27 protein-coding genes and 1 pseudogene are annotated in these 12,908 nt (G+C 62.2%); 5 read left to right on the forward strand and 23 right to left on the reverse strand.

Features of this window, described 5'->3' with window-relative positions:
* Positions 1–304 precede the first annotated feature (304 nt).
* From D1604_RS12510 to D1604_RS12585, 16 genes are read right to left on the reverse strand one after another with little or no spacing between them, the layout of a single operon-like run.
* Complete coding sequence (locus tag D1604_RS12510; RefSeq protein WP_119413556.1) at positions 305–1,207, reverse strand: hypothetical protein; 903 nt, start codon at positions 1,205–1,207, stop codon at positions 305–307.
* Entirely contained in the window at positions 1,204–2,055 is an 852-nt protein-coding gene (locus D1604_RS12515) for an HNH endonuclease (RefSeq protein ID WP_199683779.1), read from the reverse strand. Before D1604_RS12515 ends, D1604_RS12510 begins: the two co-directional genes overlap by 4 nt.
* A complete protein-coding gene (locus tag D1604_RS12520; RefSeq protein WP_119413557.1) occupies positions 2,052–2,288 on the reverse strand; it encodes a hypothetical protein in 237 nt (78 codons plus the stop codon). Before D1604_RS12520 ends, D1604_RS12515 begins: the two co-directional genes overlap by 4 nt.
* Positions 2,285–2,674 (reverse strand): hypothetical protein, encoded by a 390-nt coding sequence (locus D1604_RS12525; RefSeq protein ID WP_119413558.1) that lies wholly within the window; start codon positions 2,672–2,674, stop codon positions 2,285–2,287. Before D1604_RS12525 ends, D1604_RS12520 begins: the two co-directional genes overlap by 4 nt.
* On the reverse strand, positions 2,671–3,036 hold the full coding sequence (locus tag D1604_RS12530) for a hypothetical protein (RefSeq protein WP_119413559.1): 366 nt from the start codon (positions 3,034–3,036) through the stop codon (positions 2,671–2,673). The genes D1604_RS12525 and D1604_RS12530 overlap by 4 nt, the downstream gene beginning before the upstream one ends.
* Positions 3,033–3,290, reverse strand: coding sequence for a hypothetical protein (locus D1604_RS12535; protein ID WP_119413560.1), 258 nt, complete (start codon positions 3,288–3,290; stop codon positions 3,033–3,035). The genes D1604_RS12530 and D1604_RS12535 overlap by 4 nt, the downstream gene beginning before the upstream one ends.
* Positions 3,283–3,849 (reverse strand): pentapeptide repeat-containing protein, encoded by a 567-nt coding sequence (locus D1604_RS16060; RefSeq protein WP_199683781.1) that lies wholly within the window; start codon positions 3,847–3,849, stop codon positions 3,283–3,285. Before D1604_RS16060 ends, D1604_RS12535 begins: the two co-directional genes overlap by 8 nt.
* Positions 3,842–4,264, reverse strand: coding sequence for a hypothetical protein (locus D1604_RS12545; RefSeq protein ID WP_119413561.1), 423 nt, complete (start codon positions 4,262–4,264; stop codon positions 3,842–3,844). The genes D1604_RS16060 and D1604_RS12545 overlap by 8 nt, the downstream gene beginning before the upstream one ends.
* Positions 4,261–4,707, reverse strand: coding sequence for a recombination protein NinB (locus D1604_RS12550; RefSeq protein ID WP_147399915.1), 447 nt, complete (start codon positions 4,705–4,707; stop codon positions 4,261–4,263). The genes D1604_RS12545 and D1604_RS12550 overlap by 4 nt, the downstream gene beginning before the upstream one ends.
* Positions 4,704–5,444 carry a hypothetical protein gene (locus tag D1604_RS12555; protein ID WP_119413563.1) on the reverse strand — a complete coding sequence of 247 codons (741 nt, stop codon included), beginning with the start codon at positions 5,442–5,444 and terminating at the stop codon, positions 4,704–4,706. The genes D1604_RS12550 and D1604_RS12555 overlap by 4 nt, the downstream gene beginning before the upstream one ends.
* Entirely contained in the window at positions 5,441–5,650 is a 210-nt protein-coding gene (locus tag D1604_RS12560) for a hypothetical protein (protein ID WP_119413564.1), read from the reverse strand. Before D1604_RS12560 ends, D1604_RS12555 begins: the two co-directional genes overlap by 4 nt.
* Entirely contained in the window at positions 5,650–6,405 is a 756-nt protein-coding gene (locus tag D1604_RS12565) for an ERF family protein (RefSeq protein WP_119413565.1), read from the reverse strand. Before D1604_RS12565 ends, D1604_RS12560 begins: the two co-directional genes overlap by 1 nt.
* On the reverse strand, positions 6,402–6,620 hold the full coding sequence (locus tag D1604_RS12570; RefSeq protein ID WP_147399916.1) for a hypothetical protein: 219 nt from the start codon (positions 6,618–6,620) through the stop codon (positions 6,402–6,404). The genes D1604_RS12565 and D1604_RS12570 overlap by 4 nt, the downstream gene beginning before the upstream one ends.
* An 8-nt stretch (positions 6,621–6,628) precedes the next feature.
* Positions 6,629–6,901 carry a TetR/AcrR family transcriptional regulator gene (locus tag D1604_RS12575; RefSeq protein ID WP_119413567.1) on the reverse strand — a complete coding sequence of 91 codons (273 nt, stop codon included), beginning with the start codon at positions 6,899–6,901 and terminating at the stop codon, positions 6,629–6,631.
* Positions 6,898–7,128, reverse strand: coding sequence for a hypothetical protein (locus D1604_RS12580; protein ID WP_119413568.1), 231 nt, complete (start codon positions 7,126–7,128; stop codon positions 6,898–6,900). Before D1604_RS12580 ends, D1604_RS12575 begins: the two co-directional genes overlap by 4 nt.
* On the reverse strand, positions 7,128–7,469 hold the full coding sequence (locus D1604_RS12585; RefSeq protein ID WP_119413569.1) for a hypothetical protein: 342 nt from the start codon (positions 7,467–7,469) through the stop codon (positions 7,128–7,130). The genes D1604_RS12580 and D1604_RS12585 overlap by 1 nt, the downstream gene beginning before the upstream one ends.
* A gap of 238 nt (positions 7,470–7,707) precedes the next feature.
* Between D1604_RS12585 and D1604_RS12590 the strand changes: the two genes are divergently transcribed.
* Both D1604_RS12590 and D1604_RS12595 read left to right on the forward strand, forming a co-directional pair.
* The gene (locus D1604_RS12590; RefSeq protein ID WP_119413570.1) at positions 7,708–8,037 is read left to right on the forward strand and encodes a hypothetical protein; all 330 of its coding nucleotides are present in this window, start codon (positions 7,708–7,710) and stop codon (positions 8,035–8,037) included.
* Positions 8,038–8,119: 82 nt separating this feature from the next.
* Complete coding sequence (locus D1604_RS12595; protein WP_147399918.1) at positions 8,120–8,467, forward strand: hypothetical protein; 348 nt, start codon at positions 8,120–8,122, stop codon at positions 8,465–8,467.
* 27 nt (positions 8,468–8,494) lie between these two features.
* Here the strand turns inward: D1604_RS12595 and D1604_RS12600 are convergent, their stop codons facing one another.
* The 7 genes and pseudogenes from D1604_RS12600 to D1604_RS12625 form a co-directional block, all read right to left on the reverse strand.
* Positions 8,495–9,040: a PIN domain-containing protein gene (locus D1604_RS12600; RefSeq protein WP_158584933.1), complete on the reverse strand. Its 546-nt coding sequence runs from the start codon at positions 9,038–9,040 to the stop codon at positions 8,495–8,497.
* On the reverse strand, positions 9,033–9,389 hold the full coding sequence (locus D1604_RS12605; RefSeq protein WP_119413573.1) for an STAS-like domain-containing protein: 357 nt from the start codon (positions 9,387–9,389) through the stop codon (positions 9,033–9,035). The genes D1604_RS12600 and D1604_RS12605 overlap by 8 nt, the downstream gene beginning before the upstream one ends.
* On the reverse strand, positions 9,389–9,871 hold the full coding sequence (locus D1604_RS15950) for a hypothetical protein (RefSeq protein ID WP_233552084.1): 483 nt from the start codon (positions 9,869–9,871) through the stop codon (positions 9,389–9,391). The genes D1604_RS12605 and D1604_RS15950 overlap by 1 nt, the downstream gene beginning before the upstream one ends.
* 135 nt (positions 9,872–10,006) lie before the next feature.
* Positions 10,007–10,264 (reverse strand): annotated as a pseudogene (locus tag D1604_RS16095) (STAS domain-containing protein); the annotation flags it as partial.
* A gap of 65 nt (positions 10,265–10,329) precedes the next feature.
* Entirely contained in the window at positions 10,330–10,728 is a 399-nt protein-coding gene (locus tag D1604_RS12615; protein ID WP_147399919.1) for a hypothetical protein, read from the reverse strand.
* Positions 10,729–10,740: 12 nt separating this feature from the next.
* Positions 10,741–11,247: a hypothetical protein gene (locus tag D1604_RS12620; RefSeq protein WP_119413576.1), complete on the reverse strand. Its 507-nt coding sequence runs from the start codon at positions 11,245–11,247 to the stop codon at positions 10,741–10,743.
* 314 nt (positions 11,248–11,561) lie between these two features.
* Positions 11,562–12,164, reverse strand: a complete 603-nt coding sequence (locus D1604_RS12625; protein WP_158584934.1) for an XRE family transcriptional regulator — start codon at positions 12,162–12,164, stop codon at positions 11,562–11,564.
* Between the two features lie 93 nt (positions 12,165–12,257).
* Between D1604_RS12625 and D1604_RS12630 the strand changes: the two genes are divergently transcribed.
* The 3 genes from D1604_RS12630 (at position 12,258) to D1604_RS15745 (ending at position 12,877) form a co-directional block, all read left to right on the forward strand.
* On the forward strand, positions 12,258–12,470 hold the full coding sequence (locus tag D1604_RS12630) for a helix-turn-helix domain-containing protein (protein ID WP_158584935.1): 213 nt from the start codon (positions 12,258–12,260) through the stop codon (positions 12,468–12,470).
* The gene (locus D1604_RS15740) at positions 12,471–12,635 is read left to right on the forward strand and encodes a hypothetical protein (protein ID WP_158584936.1); all 165 of its coding nucleotides are present in this window, start codon (positions 12,471–12,473) and stop codon (positions 12,633–12,635) included.
* A gap of 92 nt (positions 12,636–12,727) precedes the next feature.
* On the forward strand, positions 12,728–12,877 hold the full coding sequence (locus D1604_RS15745; protein ID WP_158584937.1) for a hypothetical protein: 150 nt from the start codon (positions 12,728–12,730) through the stop codon (positions 12,875–12,877).
* Positions 12,878–12,908 lie beyond the last annotated feature (31 nt).

Consider the following 12,908-nt stretch of genomic DNA (forward strand, 5'->3'; position numbering starts at 1 on the left):
TTCGGCGCGGGGGTGGACATTCATTTGCCCGACCGTGGCGTAGAAACGATCTCGACTAACCTCCAGCATCACTTCGCCCCCTGTTCGGCTTGCGGGGTGGCCTTTCGGCACCGCCCGACCTCTTTCCGGGCAGTTCGCACGGCAAGGCTCAAGCCCTCCCTCCGAGCCAAAAGGCAATCGAGCGCATATTCCCAAGCGTCGAGTTCGGTAGGATGCCCCTCCGGCGCAGTCTCATCCGGGCTCTCGTCGTAATACACATAGGCCCCATCCCCGTCGTCTCGTTCGCAAATCCAAGGCCCCGCCATCACGCACCGCCTTTCTGTTCGGCTTGCAGGGCGGCGAGGGCTTTGCGGGCCAACGCGATTGCCGGGGCGTAGCTGTTCCTGATCCAGTCGGAGGGGGTGCCGAGGCCGCGCGGGCGATGATCGTCCGCTATGACCAAGGCCGACAGCGCTTCCCTGACCCGCAGCGCGTCGGGGGCGGGATGGGTGTGGCGTTCTACAATGGTTCGGGCCAAGGCGCGGTAATGCGCCTTCTGTTCAGCCGTGCGCCGCGACCAAGTGGCGCCGCCGTGTGCGGCGTCCATTTCGCAAAGGGTTTTCGCCAGTCCCTCATGATCCCAAGCCACCGGCCGCGCATCCTCGCGGGCTGGCGGCTGGGCGCGGAGAGCATAGAGGTATGATCTCGCCTCGTCTGTGGCGCGCTGGCGCAACTCTTTCGACAAGCTTTGAGCGATCACCAGATTGTCGAGCAGGACCCGCAGCGTTTCCCGCTCCCCCGCCTCTGCAGGGGCTTCCTCGCGGGTGGCGAGGGCGGTGTATCCCGCACGCCAAGCGGCAACCATGTCGTCGCAGTTGTATTCGCGGTCAGCCGGATCGCCGTCGCCTTCAACGTATGCGGTCAGCCACGACCACGGCCCCTTCACCGCCTCGCCTTCCGGCGCGGGGGCTGCGGAGAGCATGGCGGACTGGGCCTTGGCGAGTTCAATCGAAAGCCAGCGGATGCGCTCTTTCGCGGCGGTCTGCCAAACGATCAGATCGAGGTCATTCCGGTCCGCCATGAACACCCGGTTCGCCAAAGCAAAATCGGTCAGATCGGGACGGGAGCGCGGCTGGCCGTCATACTGGCGAACGAACTCAGCCCAAGCGGCGTCATCTTCACAATGGCCTGGGCCACGAACCGGCACGGTAACGCGAGAGGTGGTCATGCTGCATCCTTCCGCTGGCGCCGCAGTTCGCGGGCGCGGTGATCGATCTTGGCGATGGTGAGTAGGGCGGGCTTCAGGTCGTCCGGCGCGCTGTCGTAAGCCATGACCCGCGTGGCCCGTCCGCCGTTCAGGCGGGGCAGGACGCCGCGCGGAATGGCGGTCCAGTTGGACGGGTCCGTATTCGTCTTGTCGCCGTCCAGGCTCTTTAGGCAGCAGCCCTCAGGGACCGGCCCGTTCGCGGCCTCCCATAGATGGACGTGCTTGTGGACGTAGCGGCGCCCGTAGCCGGTGTGCGGGTTCACCTCGGCGACGCTGATCTCGACATAGCCGTCCTTCGACAGGCGCTCATGTCCCAGGTGCTTGGTGTTGTGCGGCTCCTGGCCCTTCTTGAACTGTGTGCGGCGCGCGTTCGGGTGGCGGCCGCCGACGCCTTCAGGGCAGCGCTTGCCCTTGTTCGCGGGCGCCTGTCCCCTCTCGAACTGCCCGGTGCGGCCCGTCTTCCAGCCCATCCGCTTACGGAGGCCGTGGAGATTCTTCGGGTTGACGTCTTCGCGCGGGAACTCTGCGATGAAGGCGCGGTGATAGTCCGAGATCGGGAGCAGGCGATTGGCTTCAAGCCATGCCATTTCCGCCGGGGTGAACTTGCGATGACGGCCCTTGTAGCGGTCGCCCTCTCGCCCGGTTTTCCAGCCCTTGCGCTTGCGCAGACCATGCAGGTTCATGGCCGACACGTCCGGTCGGGAGAAGGCGGCTTGGAACGCCCGGTGATAGTCGCTGATGACCATCGCCCGGTTGGCTTCCAGCCACGCCATTTCGGCTTCGCTGTAGATGATCCTGGCGCCCCTCATCGCGGAGCCTCGATCATCGTCAGCTTGTCGTGGAAGCGCTCGCCATGCTCGGCGATCAGTTCGACCGCCTTCAGGTTCAGGTTTTGCGCGCTGACGATCTGCGCCGCAACGCCGATGATGGCCTTGGAGCGCTCGACCTCTTTGTCGATCTGCTCGGCGGTCAAGTCTTCCTCGCCAAGCCGCTCCAGCTGGGCGAACAGGTGGTTGTTTAGGTCAGAGAGCTTGTTCTTCACGGCTGCGCTCCAGTGTCGGAAGGATCAGGGGACTGCTCACCACGGGCGCGGGCGATGGCATTCCTGGCGCGGCGAACGATGGAAATGGCGTCGCCGTGATTCTTGGCAGGGATGACGATGCAGGGGCCGTGGTAAGTCAGATCGCGGTCAACAAGCGCAATCAGCGCCTCCAGCAGATCAGGCGCGGAGGCTATCAGGCGGGCATTTGCTACGGCAAGTTCAGGATCATCACCCGATGCCCCAGCGACAACGCTGACATGACAGACCTGCCCCCTTGTCGGGTTGCTGATGTGGCCTGTTTCGTTGCTGGCGATGACGCTGACGCCCCACTCTTCAACAGAGCGTTCGGCGACCCAAGGCCCCGGCGTATGCTTCACCCCGCTCATGCCTCGGCCCCATTCTTCTCGGCAGCGGCTGGTATGGCGTAGTAAAACGACGCGTAAGTGCAGTCGAAATCGTCGTCTTCGTCGTATAGGAAGCCAGAAACCTTCCTCAGGTCGCTATTCCACGGCCCCGTCGGCTGGTTTTCACCTCCGAAGTGTTCCGGATAGTGATCCCTGCAGGAATCTGCGCTCTCGTAGTAATCTCGATTGCCGCCTCCTGTTCGGGTGTAAATGACGAGCCGGTTATTTTCCCTATCAACGTAGGCATCGCGGAAGCGCGGCACATCGCCAATATTCAGGCCGAGAGCGCTGAGCACCGCCTTGTAGTCGGCATCAACGCCAAAAAGCATGTTGTATAGCGTCATGCCTCACCCCCACGGATGGAGACTTGGCGGACTTCCAACAGGTCACGCAGAGCCTTGTCGGTCAGCTTGTCGAGTATGCGCGAGGCCGCTCGCTCGGCGAGTTCAGGGCCGACGCCGATGCCCATTCCGACCGGGTAGCCGAGATTGGCGATAGAGCGGTCAATGTCGCGTCCGATCAGGTAGATCAGGCCTTGCTCGACCGGTGATCGATCAGCCTCCAGCACCTCTGCCGGGCTCTTGGTTGATTCAGGCATAGGGAGCCTCCGGCTGAACCGGATCGGGCAGGAACGTCTCAAGCCACGCGCGGGCCTGATCGCCGCTGTCATAGAAGTGCTTGGCCGCCTCGTCGCCCAGCAGGATCGCTCCAGCCGCGTGAGGCCCCATCATTTCCTCCAGCAGGTAGCCAGCCGGTCCCGCCTGATGGACCGCCCAGCCTGCGATGCAGTGGGTCGTCTCGCAGGTGTGCCAGTCGCCCATGTTCAGGGCGTCGTCGTCCTTGAGTGCTAGCGCGGCGACGGCAGCAATGCGCTGGCGCTGCTCGGCCTCGTCGGCTGGCCGCATGGCCTGAACTGCTTTCGGCAGGACGGCACCGCTCAGGACGGCACCGCTCAGGTCGGCACCGCGCAGGTCGGCATCGCTCAGGTCGGCACCGCGCAGGTCGGCACCGCGCAGGACGGTACCGCTGGCGAATGCTGCCTTTACCGCCATCCCCAGCTTCACGCCGGGCGCCAGTTCAGCAGCGCACTCGATTTCGATCTGGAGCGGAGGGAGGCTGGAGAACCAGCGGCGGGCGATAGTGATGACTTCAGCCATGGTCGTGGGCCTTCTGATAGGCCGCGTAGTGAGCGGCGGCGGTTGCGTAGGCGTCCTTGCCGAGCAGGGACCAAAAGGCGCGCTCGTCGCCCATGTCGTGCTGCATCTTGTGGTGACCGGCGCAGAGCGGGTTGCCGTGGCGGTCGTGGTTCTTCACGCCGCGGCCAAAGCTGTTCGCGATGCCGTGCACCCGATAGCTGACGTGGGCATGCTGAACTGGCCCGAAGCAGCCGCCGAGGTGACGGGCTTCGCAGGGCTGGCGCCGGATATACTGGAGGAAGCCGTTGTCGCGCTCGCGGCCACGGTCTGCCTTCGGGCTTTTCGCGCGGGCCTTGGTGGCAGCTTTTCTAGCTTCGCGCCGGAGCTTCGCGGCGGCGGCGATAACGTGACGCTCTTCGTAGGTGAAGACGGTCATGCTGCCTCGCGATCTGCAGAGACACAGTCGTCGTTGGCCGCGTCGAAGTGCTCGACCTCGATGCCGTTCTCCGCGCACCAGGCGAGGATCAGCTCAATCAGGTCCGAGAACTCGCGCTTGGTCAGTTTTGAGGAACGCAGGTCCAGCGGAAGCATGGACGAGCCGTCCAGCGTCGGGACGAAGCGGACCTCGCGGCCGAGCGCATGCATGAACAGGCACTTCCACGTTTCGGTATCCATCTGGACGCCGTTGTGGACGGGGCGAGCCTTCTGGATTTGCCCCAGCAGCGACCAGAGGGCGCGGTTCTGTTCGTCCGAGCGTGTGGCCTCGCGGACCTCCAGCATCCAGGCTGCGCCGGGCTGCCACAGACGGAGAGCCTTCTCCACCCAGGCATGGGCGGTATCGCGCTGGCTAGGCGTGAGCTTGAGGAGGTGGCGGGTCAAAGCACCTTCTCCTCTCGGATCTCGACGCCGGGGATGGCGGAGCCGCGACGGCCGGCGCGGATATCGGCATCGACCAGGCGCTGGATAAGTTCGCGGAACGGCTTGTCGTCCTGGCGCCAGTAGAACTTCACGGCCTCGTTCAGATCGAGGATCATCCCGACGTGCTTGGTTCGTAGGCCGATGGCGCGCTCGCCGCCGTTGGCATGGGCGCGATCATTGGCCGCCAGCTTGGCCGCCTTGTCCGCAGCCTCAGCCTGACGAACCTTCTCTTCAGCCGCTTCTCGAGCCGCGAGGTCTGCGGCATTGGCGGCGCGCAGGGCTTCTGCAGCCTCGCGGGCGGTGCGTTCCGCCTCTTCACGGGCCTGGGCCTCTGCGGCGCGCTTCTCCTCCTCCAACTTACGCAGGTAGGGAGCGAGTACAGCCTTCAGCGCGGCTACGGCCTTTTGCACCTTGCCCGGTGACTTGTTGGTCGCCGGAGCAAAGAGTGGCGCATACCGCTCCTGCACAGCGGCCTTGGCGTCATCGAACGGCTTGACCTCGGCCTTGCGCTGTTTCTCCGCCGCATCTGCGGACTTCCGCAGAGCGTCGATGATCATGGAGACGGTGTCCGCCTGCTTCTGGTTCTCGACAGGCTGGCCGTCAGCCCAGTTGCGGGCTTCCTCCAGCCAGGTCTCCGCGTCCTCGGCGATGAGGTCGAAGGGGGTGGCGTTCGTGAGGTGAATAAGCTCGGCCGTCATGCTGTGCCCTCCGCCTCGGCGGCTTGTGCGGATGCATGCGCTTCGTCCCGTGTGGCGATCTCGGCCGCCATGGCGTCGATTTCCGCCTGGCGCAGGCCGTCACGCTGCTCTCGGACCAACTTCGCGTGGGCCGAACGCAGGTGGGGATAGGCCATCGATGCGATCTCGACGTCCTGGCCCTTGGAGTTGACGTACATCTTGGTCATCAGGCCGCGTCCTTCTCGTCGAAGGGCGTCGAAGCATTGGCGGCCTCAGCCGGTGCGAAGCGCTTGGCCTCGGACTGCATGACCTTGACGACGTGCGCGTAGTCGCCGTCGCTCAGCGACTGCCGCAGACCTTCCTTCTCGCTGTTCCAGAAGTGGGTGAACTCGTCCTTCGTCCGCGCTTGGCGTAGCTGGTCGGCCGCGTATTGAGCGGCGGCTGACGGACCGGTCGGCTCGCGGCGGTCCTGACGCGGGCCGCTGGCGGCGTTGCCGTCGTCGTCCTCGGGAGCGGCGCCAGTCATCGCCAGCAGGGAGTAGCGACGGCCATAGGTGATCGCCGAGCCAACGCCCTGAGGGTCGGTTTTGGAGGGGCGCAGGCGCAGGGTGCTGCTGACAGACGATCCGCTCTCGTGGAGCAGGGTCGTGGTGATCGATACCCAGTCTCCGTCATTCACCGCGTTCTGGATGACGCCGATGCCATGCTCGTTGAGCGCGGGCACAACCGCTTCGACCACCTCGGCCAGATCGGCGTACTTGGTCCGGAAGTGATCGTTGCGCGCCGCCTTCTTGATGGCGTCCATGGCCTTCTGCGCGGCGACGTATGCCTTGGCGATGGGCGGGCGTTCACCTTCCCAGATCAGGCCGTAGTTGGGTTCGATGGTCAGCGGGGGCATGTGCGCCTCAGTGAGAGCGGGAGCCATCGAGGGGGCGTTGTTGGCGCTCGCCTCGTCTCTGGCTTCGGGATGGGCGTTGGTCATCCGATCACCTGCGAGCGGTGATCGATGCGGAAGGTCAGGGCCTCTCCGGTTTCCCGCATGGAGCGGGCGCGGTTCCAGGCCATGCGCGCGGCTTCACGGGCGGTCCAAGCCGCATGACGCTCGCGATGCGCCGCGCCGTGGCGGTCCAGCCAGTTGAGCGTCGCCGTGTGCTTGATCAGCGACTGCGCGTGAGGCTGACGGGGAAAGGGGATCACGGCGCCCATCAAGCAGCCCTCGGGTAGAGGGTCGCTGCGGATGCCTGCAGGACAGCGCGAACCTCGGCGCAGTCGACCGGAGGCTCGTAGCCCATAGCGTCTCGCCACAGGTCAGCCTTGCTCTTCCAGTTAGCGAACACCGCGCCGGTCGACATTCCGGCTTCGGTCGAAATCTCCCGGATGCCCATGCGCTCATACGTGCCGGGCTCGGCCCAGAGCTTTCTGGCGGCGGCGATCAGTTTGGCGCGCGTAGCGGCCTTGCCTTGCTGGCGCTTGTTCACGCTGCAATCTCCCGGAAAGGATCGTTGGCGGGGATGCGGATCGCGGGCTGGGGCGACGGGGCGCCTTCCAGCAGGGCGATGATCCGCTTGGCGGCCGTCAGAGCGTCAGCGACGTGGCGCTCGGCCTTGACCGTGTTCGACAGCGACAGTGCAGAGCGGGCGCGAGCCAGATCAGCGTCCATGTCGATGCAGAGGTCTTCTGCGGCGATGATGGCGTCCCGGTTCATCACGCGGCCATCCCGAAGGTGGCGGCCCGAACCACAATGGCCTTGCGGCGCAGTTCAGCAGCCTCGGAACGGAAGAGCGACGCCGTGTGGCGATAGTCCTTCGCGGCCGACGGGTATTGATCGGCCAGCGCCTCGTTCTTGTCCGCCCATCGGATCAACTCGTCGGCACGATCATCGAACAGCGAACCATCCGCTTCGCGCAGGGCAGTGAGGTCGGCTTCCAAGCGCGCTTCGATCGCGCGGTTCTCTGCGGTCGGAGCGGGGAAGGTGGCGCGAAAGGCGCTCAGTGCTGACCAAGCTGCCGCCTTCGGATCGTGGGTGATTTCATTCTTGAGTGACATCGTTCGTCTCCCGGTGATGGGAGATATTTCGCAGATAGCGAAGTTTGTCGTCAAGCATTATTTTCGCAATGTGCGAAAATCTGTTCTCGCACGCGTTCTGTTCCGGGTGGGGAAGCCATCGGTATCGATGGAAAACGCCCGTTACTGACCTCCGTTATCTAGACGGATGAAAACAACGTGATATGACGGCGTTATGTCCGGGCAGGGGGCTTGGACGCATATCTCTGGGGCATCCCGAATGAAGAAGATCGCCATCGTGGCGGCGCTGGTCGTCGCCGCATCCGTCACGTCTGCCTGCGCAACGAAGCGCTATCCCATCGCCACGCAATGGTCGTCGGCTGAGGCTGAAGCCATGGACTGCAACGACCTGCGCCTTGAGTTGATCCGCGCGAACCAAATCCAGACCCAAGTGGCTGAGACTGCCGACTTCGACTGGCGCTCGGTTGCTGGCTTCCTGGGCGACTACGGCATCGGCAATGCCATGGCGAAGTCCGATGCCGACAAGGCTATCCGTGCGCGGATCCAGGGCATCCAAGAGGCCCAGCGCACGAAGCAGTGCACGGTCTAATCTCAGGCACCGCAAACGAAGAACGGCGGCTCCATCCGGGGCCGCCGTTTCCAATTCCGCTGCTGGTGTTAGTCTGCCGCTCATGGACGCACATATCGTCACTTCGCTCGCAGCCGCTCCAACTGTGGATGAAGACCAGGGGCTATTCCGGTTCGAGACGAAAGAGGCTGGCCGGATCGCGCTGGCGATTCCGCGCGAGAAGCTCCCAGGCCTTGCCGGTCTCGCTATAGCCTACGCCACTAAGCAGACGCCCGGCACATCGGAAGAGCGAAACGTCACCGCCCTGGAGATCGACGGCTTCGACCTGCTGGGCGACGACATGGGCGGCGTCGTCATCTCGTTCCTGATCGAGGGCATTTCGCATCAGATGCCGTTCCACCTGACGGCGGAAGCTGTTGAGGTGCTGAAGCAGCAGCTAGAGCTAGTCTGAGAGCAAAATCACGCCTGGTGGAGGACTTCAGGCTAGGCGTTGGTTGAACGTGACAATGTCGATATCATATCCAGAGTAGTCTGCATCGTCAGTTACTAGAACGTATCCGTCTCTCCTACAGAGCTCTGCAATCAAAACATCGTTGAACTCGATCCCGCCAGCCTCGGCTCTATTGATGCACGCTGAGATATCGAGGCTGTCGAAACCGTCAGGAACTCGAATATTGTCGTTGACGATGTGAAATGTGAGATCGCATGCCTCTTTGATCCACTCGTCGTATGCGGCAGCGTCGTGGATTTTCACACCACGAGCCTTTTCAAATTTTGCCACCATCGCCTGCATGTGAACGGCTTTGTTGACGAACTCCGAGATGACGACCTTCGGAAGCACCACTCGTCCACCGGATGCGAGGACGCGCTTGTAGAAGTTGCTATAAGCGCTAGCTCTTTGAGAAATCCGGTCTTCGTACGGGCCGCTGATGGAGAGCCAGACGTTGGCGTCAAACAAGAACGCAGTGTTCGAACACTTGTGAAGATTCTTGTTCGGGCCGGCCAGATAGTAGCGATCAGCCATCTCCCCGAACGGTCCCCATGACGTCCGCGATCCGTTGACGCTCTTGGAAAAACCGCTTGGCATTATCCACCACGCGTTTCAGTAGAGCTAGCTGCTCGGGGGAAGCGTCCTGAGGCGGAGCGAGACGCGCCCTCACTTCATCTTCGGTGAACTCGTTGTAGAGCTGACCCACCGCGGCGTTTAAAAACGCGGTTGTAAGACGGTTAACGCCGTAGAAGGATAGTGCTACTGGCCGATGCTTGTGAATGTGCTCGATGATCTGCTCGTGGAGCCTATTTCCATCATCAATCGAGACGCATATGCTGCTTCCAACGATCTCGGTTATGCTGACCCTAACTGGCTGGTTCATCAAAAGATGTCTCCTGGCCTAACTTCGCGCGCCAACTGATACGAGCGGTTATCCTGCGTATTAACGACAACCGTAACTGCGGTTCCCGGGAATGGATGCGTTAAGGGGCGCATATCAACTCGCCCGCCCGCTTCTCGCCAGAACCCGCCGTGTGATGCGATCGTCAACTCTCCCTGATTCAATCTAATAAACTCTCTTAGCACCTTTAGGCCCAGTCCGCCCGGTACATCTAGCTCTCGGGTCGTATTTGAACCTGTCATCGCCCAGTCAATGGCGGCATGTGGGGATTGCGCAAAGCCCCTCTGCATGATGCGAGAGGGGATTCCCACTCCAGCATCCACCAAAGTCATTTCTACGCGGCCATTCACTGGAAAAAGCTGGCCCGCCGCCCAGGCTCCCAGGGAACTCTGGGAGTGAATTTCGAAGTTCGTGAAGAGCTCGTGGATGCCGGTAAAAAACTCGTTTTCCAGCCCCGGCGACATGTCCGGGAGGCCTTTGTTGGCTAAACCTCGGCGCACATATAGGTCGAACCTGTCGCCTTCGCTGTGATTGAAGGGCGTCAATGGTACAACACTGGGTCGAGGTCTTTGAGTGGCGACGCCGAAAAGCCCAGAATCGTTCAAGATGCTACTAACTCGTGGCCGCAAGTTTAGAAACGACAGGCCGCGTCCCGTTTGGCCCAATTGTCGATGGATCGCCATTAGGGCGGCTGCCAAATTGCTATTACAAAACATCAAGTTGGTGCAGTCGAGTGAATAGGGCCCGATGCTTGAGCTTTGTGCGCGAGCATATATCTCACCGAAGGCGCTGAAGGTCCTCGCATCTGTGCGGCCATTAGTGATTGGGTACGCAGTTGAACTGGCGTTGAACTCCATTTCCTCCCCACGGATTAGTTTTTGCGCTGTCCAAACGCCCGCTTACAAACAATCTTCAGGTTCTCTCACCCAGCCTTAGCCATGCAGTCCTTGCGGGGCGTCGCCGGGTAGGCCGCACAATCCCAAGCCACCCGCCGGAACCCCGTCTCGCGGTTGACCGCATAGGCAAAGAGCTGGGCCTTGATCTGCGCCTCGGTGAAGGGGAGGGCCGTGGGCTCCTCGCCCCGCTTCCAGAACCCGACCATGCAGTTGTCGACGTCCAGGCATTTCAGGCTGGCGAGATCCTCGAACGTTGCTGGATCGGCATTGGGCTGAACCGCGACAACGAAGAAGCCGGGCCCCACTTCATGCATTGCCTGTGTTGAAGCTGGGACCGTCGGTTCCGGACTGAGAATGGCGCTAGCCGCGAAGGCGCCGCCGATGACGGCTGCGGCGCCGATGGCTGCGATAGTTCTTTTTCGCATGTTGAGCGCCCGTCAGTTGGCCGGTCTCGGCCATTCCAGCTTTTGGGTGTTGAACTCTAGAACCTGGTCTCCAGCCCGGTAGAAGGTCATCTGGATTTTGGTCGTCGGGGCATTCTTCGTGGCGGTGATGAACCTAGAGGCATTCGTGATGAACACGACGTTGCTCGACCCATCGGCGGCCGAGGCTCCGCTGAAGCTCTGCTGAGCTCCATCGCCGAAGCGAATTTTGAGGGTGCAGCCGTCATAGGACCGGCATAGAATTTGCCCCGATCCATTCAATTGCACAATGGCGTCTAGCCCGTAACGCGGCGATTGGCGCAAGCATAGATCAGCGGTGACCGGCTCATAGGGCCGCTCTAGGAGTGCGCGGTTCGTTGAAGTGGTGCAGGCCCAGCGCGTGAGCTTGTCCGTCATCGGATCTACGTCATCTCGGTATGTCCAAGGAGTCATCGCCGCAAGACGCGCCGCTTCATTCTCTTGGCGCCTCTTGTCAATCTCGGCCCATTCTTCAGGCGTCATTTGCGAGGATGCCGGTGCGTTTTCGCTGGACGGGACTGGCACCGCGCTCAGGGAGCTGGGCGAACGCGAAGACACTGCGAACCCCACGACGCATATCAGACCTACAGCGACTGCGACGGCAAATAAGACCCGGTTATCAGACTTCTGAGCCGACTGGCGTCCGGAGGCCTTAGTGGGTGGGTCCCCCTGCTCTTTGAGTTTTGCTAAGCGCGCCTCAAGCTCTGCGATCTCGCGCTGTCTTTCTTCGCTCATCTCGCCCCCGAGTTTGCAGCATATATGACGCTGTTCTTTTCAGGGGGCGGGAGGGAAGTCAATCAACGAGGGTGGGCCGCTTTCACTCTAGCCGCCCAAAGCACTTCCTCATTCAGAAGCGGTTCTTCGAGCGAGTTCGACAGAAGGTGGAATGTCCCATCACCGGCGGCTTTCAATATTTTGACAAGCACCCGCCCATCAGGAAGTCCGACCACGCAGAGACGACCGTGAAGGTCAGGCGTAACTGGCGACCGGACGTCATCATAATAGATGATCGACTCATCCCAAGCAGGACCAAGGCTCGTGCCTTTGACGTGGAGAGCGACAGTGTGTGGCGTCGCGTTTTGCGGCGGCTCGACATAGTCCAACGGTCCCTGGCCTTCAGCAAACAGGGTCGCGACAGACCCCGCGCCCACTAAGCCAACGACTGGGACAGAATCGGTCGTAACACCCGCGACCGCGCGATCGGGATGCCGATAAAGGTCCTGTGCAGTGATGGCATAGACGCGGGCAAGGCGTTCGGCCCAGTCGCTATTATGGCGACGCTTCCCCTTCTCCATGTCGCTGAGATAGCCCACCGACGTGCCAAGTTCTTCCGCAACGCTCTCGAGCGTGCGGCCTCGCTCCTTGCGCCAATCCCGAGCAAACCATTGAACGTCCGACATATTCGCAGTCTGCGATAGAATGCGGGGCGGCGTCCCTACGCACATAGCGAAATCGACCTTGCGAAGATTTTCGCTATGTGCGAAATATCTCGCATGACCCAGACCGAGATTTGCGAAAAGTCGACGCTCGCCAAAGCGCTGAAAGATCGCGTCGGAATTAGCACAAGCTACGCTCACGAAATTGCCCACGGCCAACGGACGCCTTCACTCCGGCTGGCCGTCAAAATTGAACAAGTGCTGGGCATTGCTCCGGCGCGTTGGGTTTCGCCTGCCAACGACACGTCTCCCGCATCGGAGGCTGCATAGATGCTCTCGGCCGTGCTGCTCGTGATCAATGCGTTCCTCGCTGGCGGTTGCTTCGGGAATGCCCTGCAGACCCGCAAGCGTCGCTGGCTGGTCATTTCGCTGTTCAATCTGCTGTGTGCAGCCGCTCTCGCCTTGAGCCTGCTCGCCCGGACGGAGGCTGCGTAGACCATGCGCGCCTCTCCGAAATCGCGTCCCTCCCACGCGATGACAGCCCGCCGGGGGCACCGTCCCCCCGCTAGCCTCCGGCGGGCACCCTCATGACCGACGCCGAATACGCCCGCATTGCGGAGATCGTTCACGGCGTCCTCGTGCAGACGCTGCATCCGAGCGTCCTGCGCCCGTCGCCTGAACCTCCTCCCCAACCCGCCAACGATTCCGACCCCGAGCCTCCACTGCATGCGGCCTGAATAGGCCCCGCCCGAGGAAGCGTCACCTTGC

The organism is Brevundimonas sp. LPMIX5, assembly GCF_003576505.1.
In the GTDB taxonomy this organism is placed as follows: domain Bacteria; phylum Pseudomonadota; class Alphaproteobacteria; order Caulobacterales; family Caulobacteraceae; genus Brevundimonas; species Brevundimonas naejangsanensis.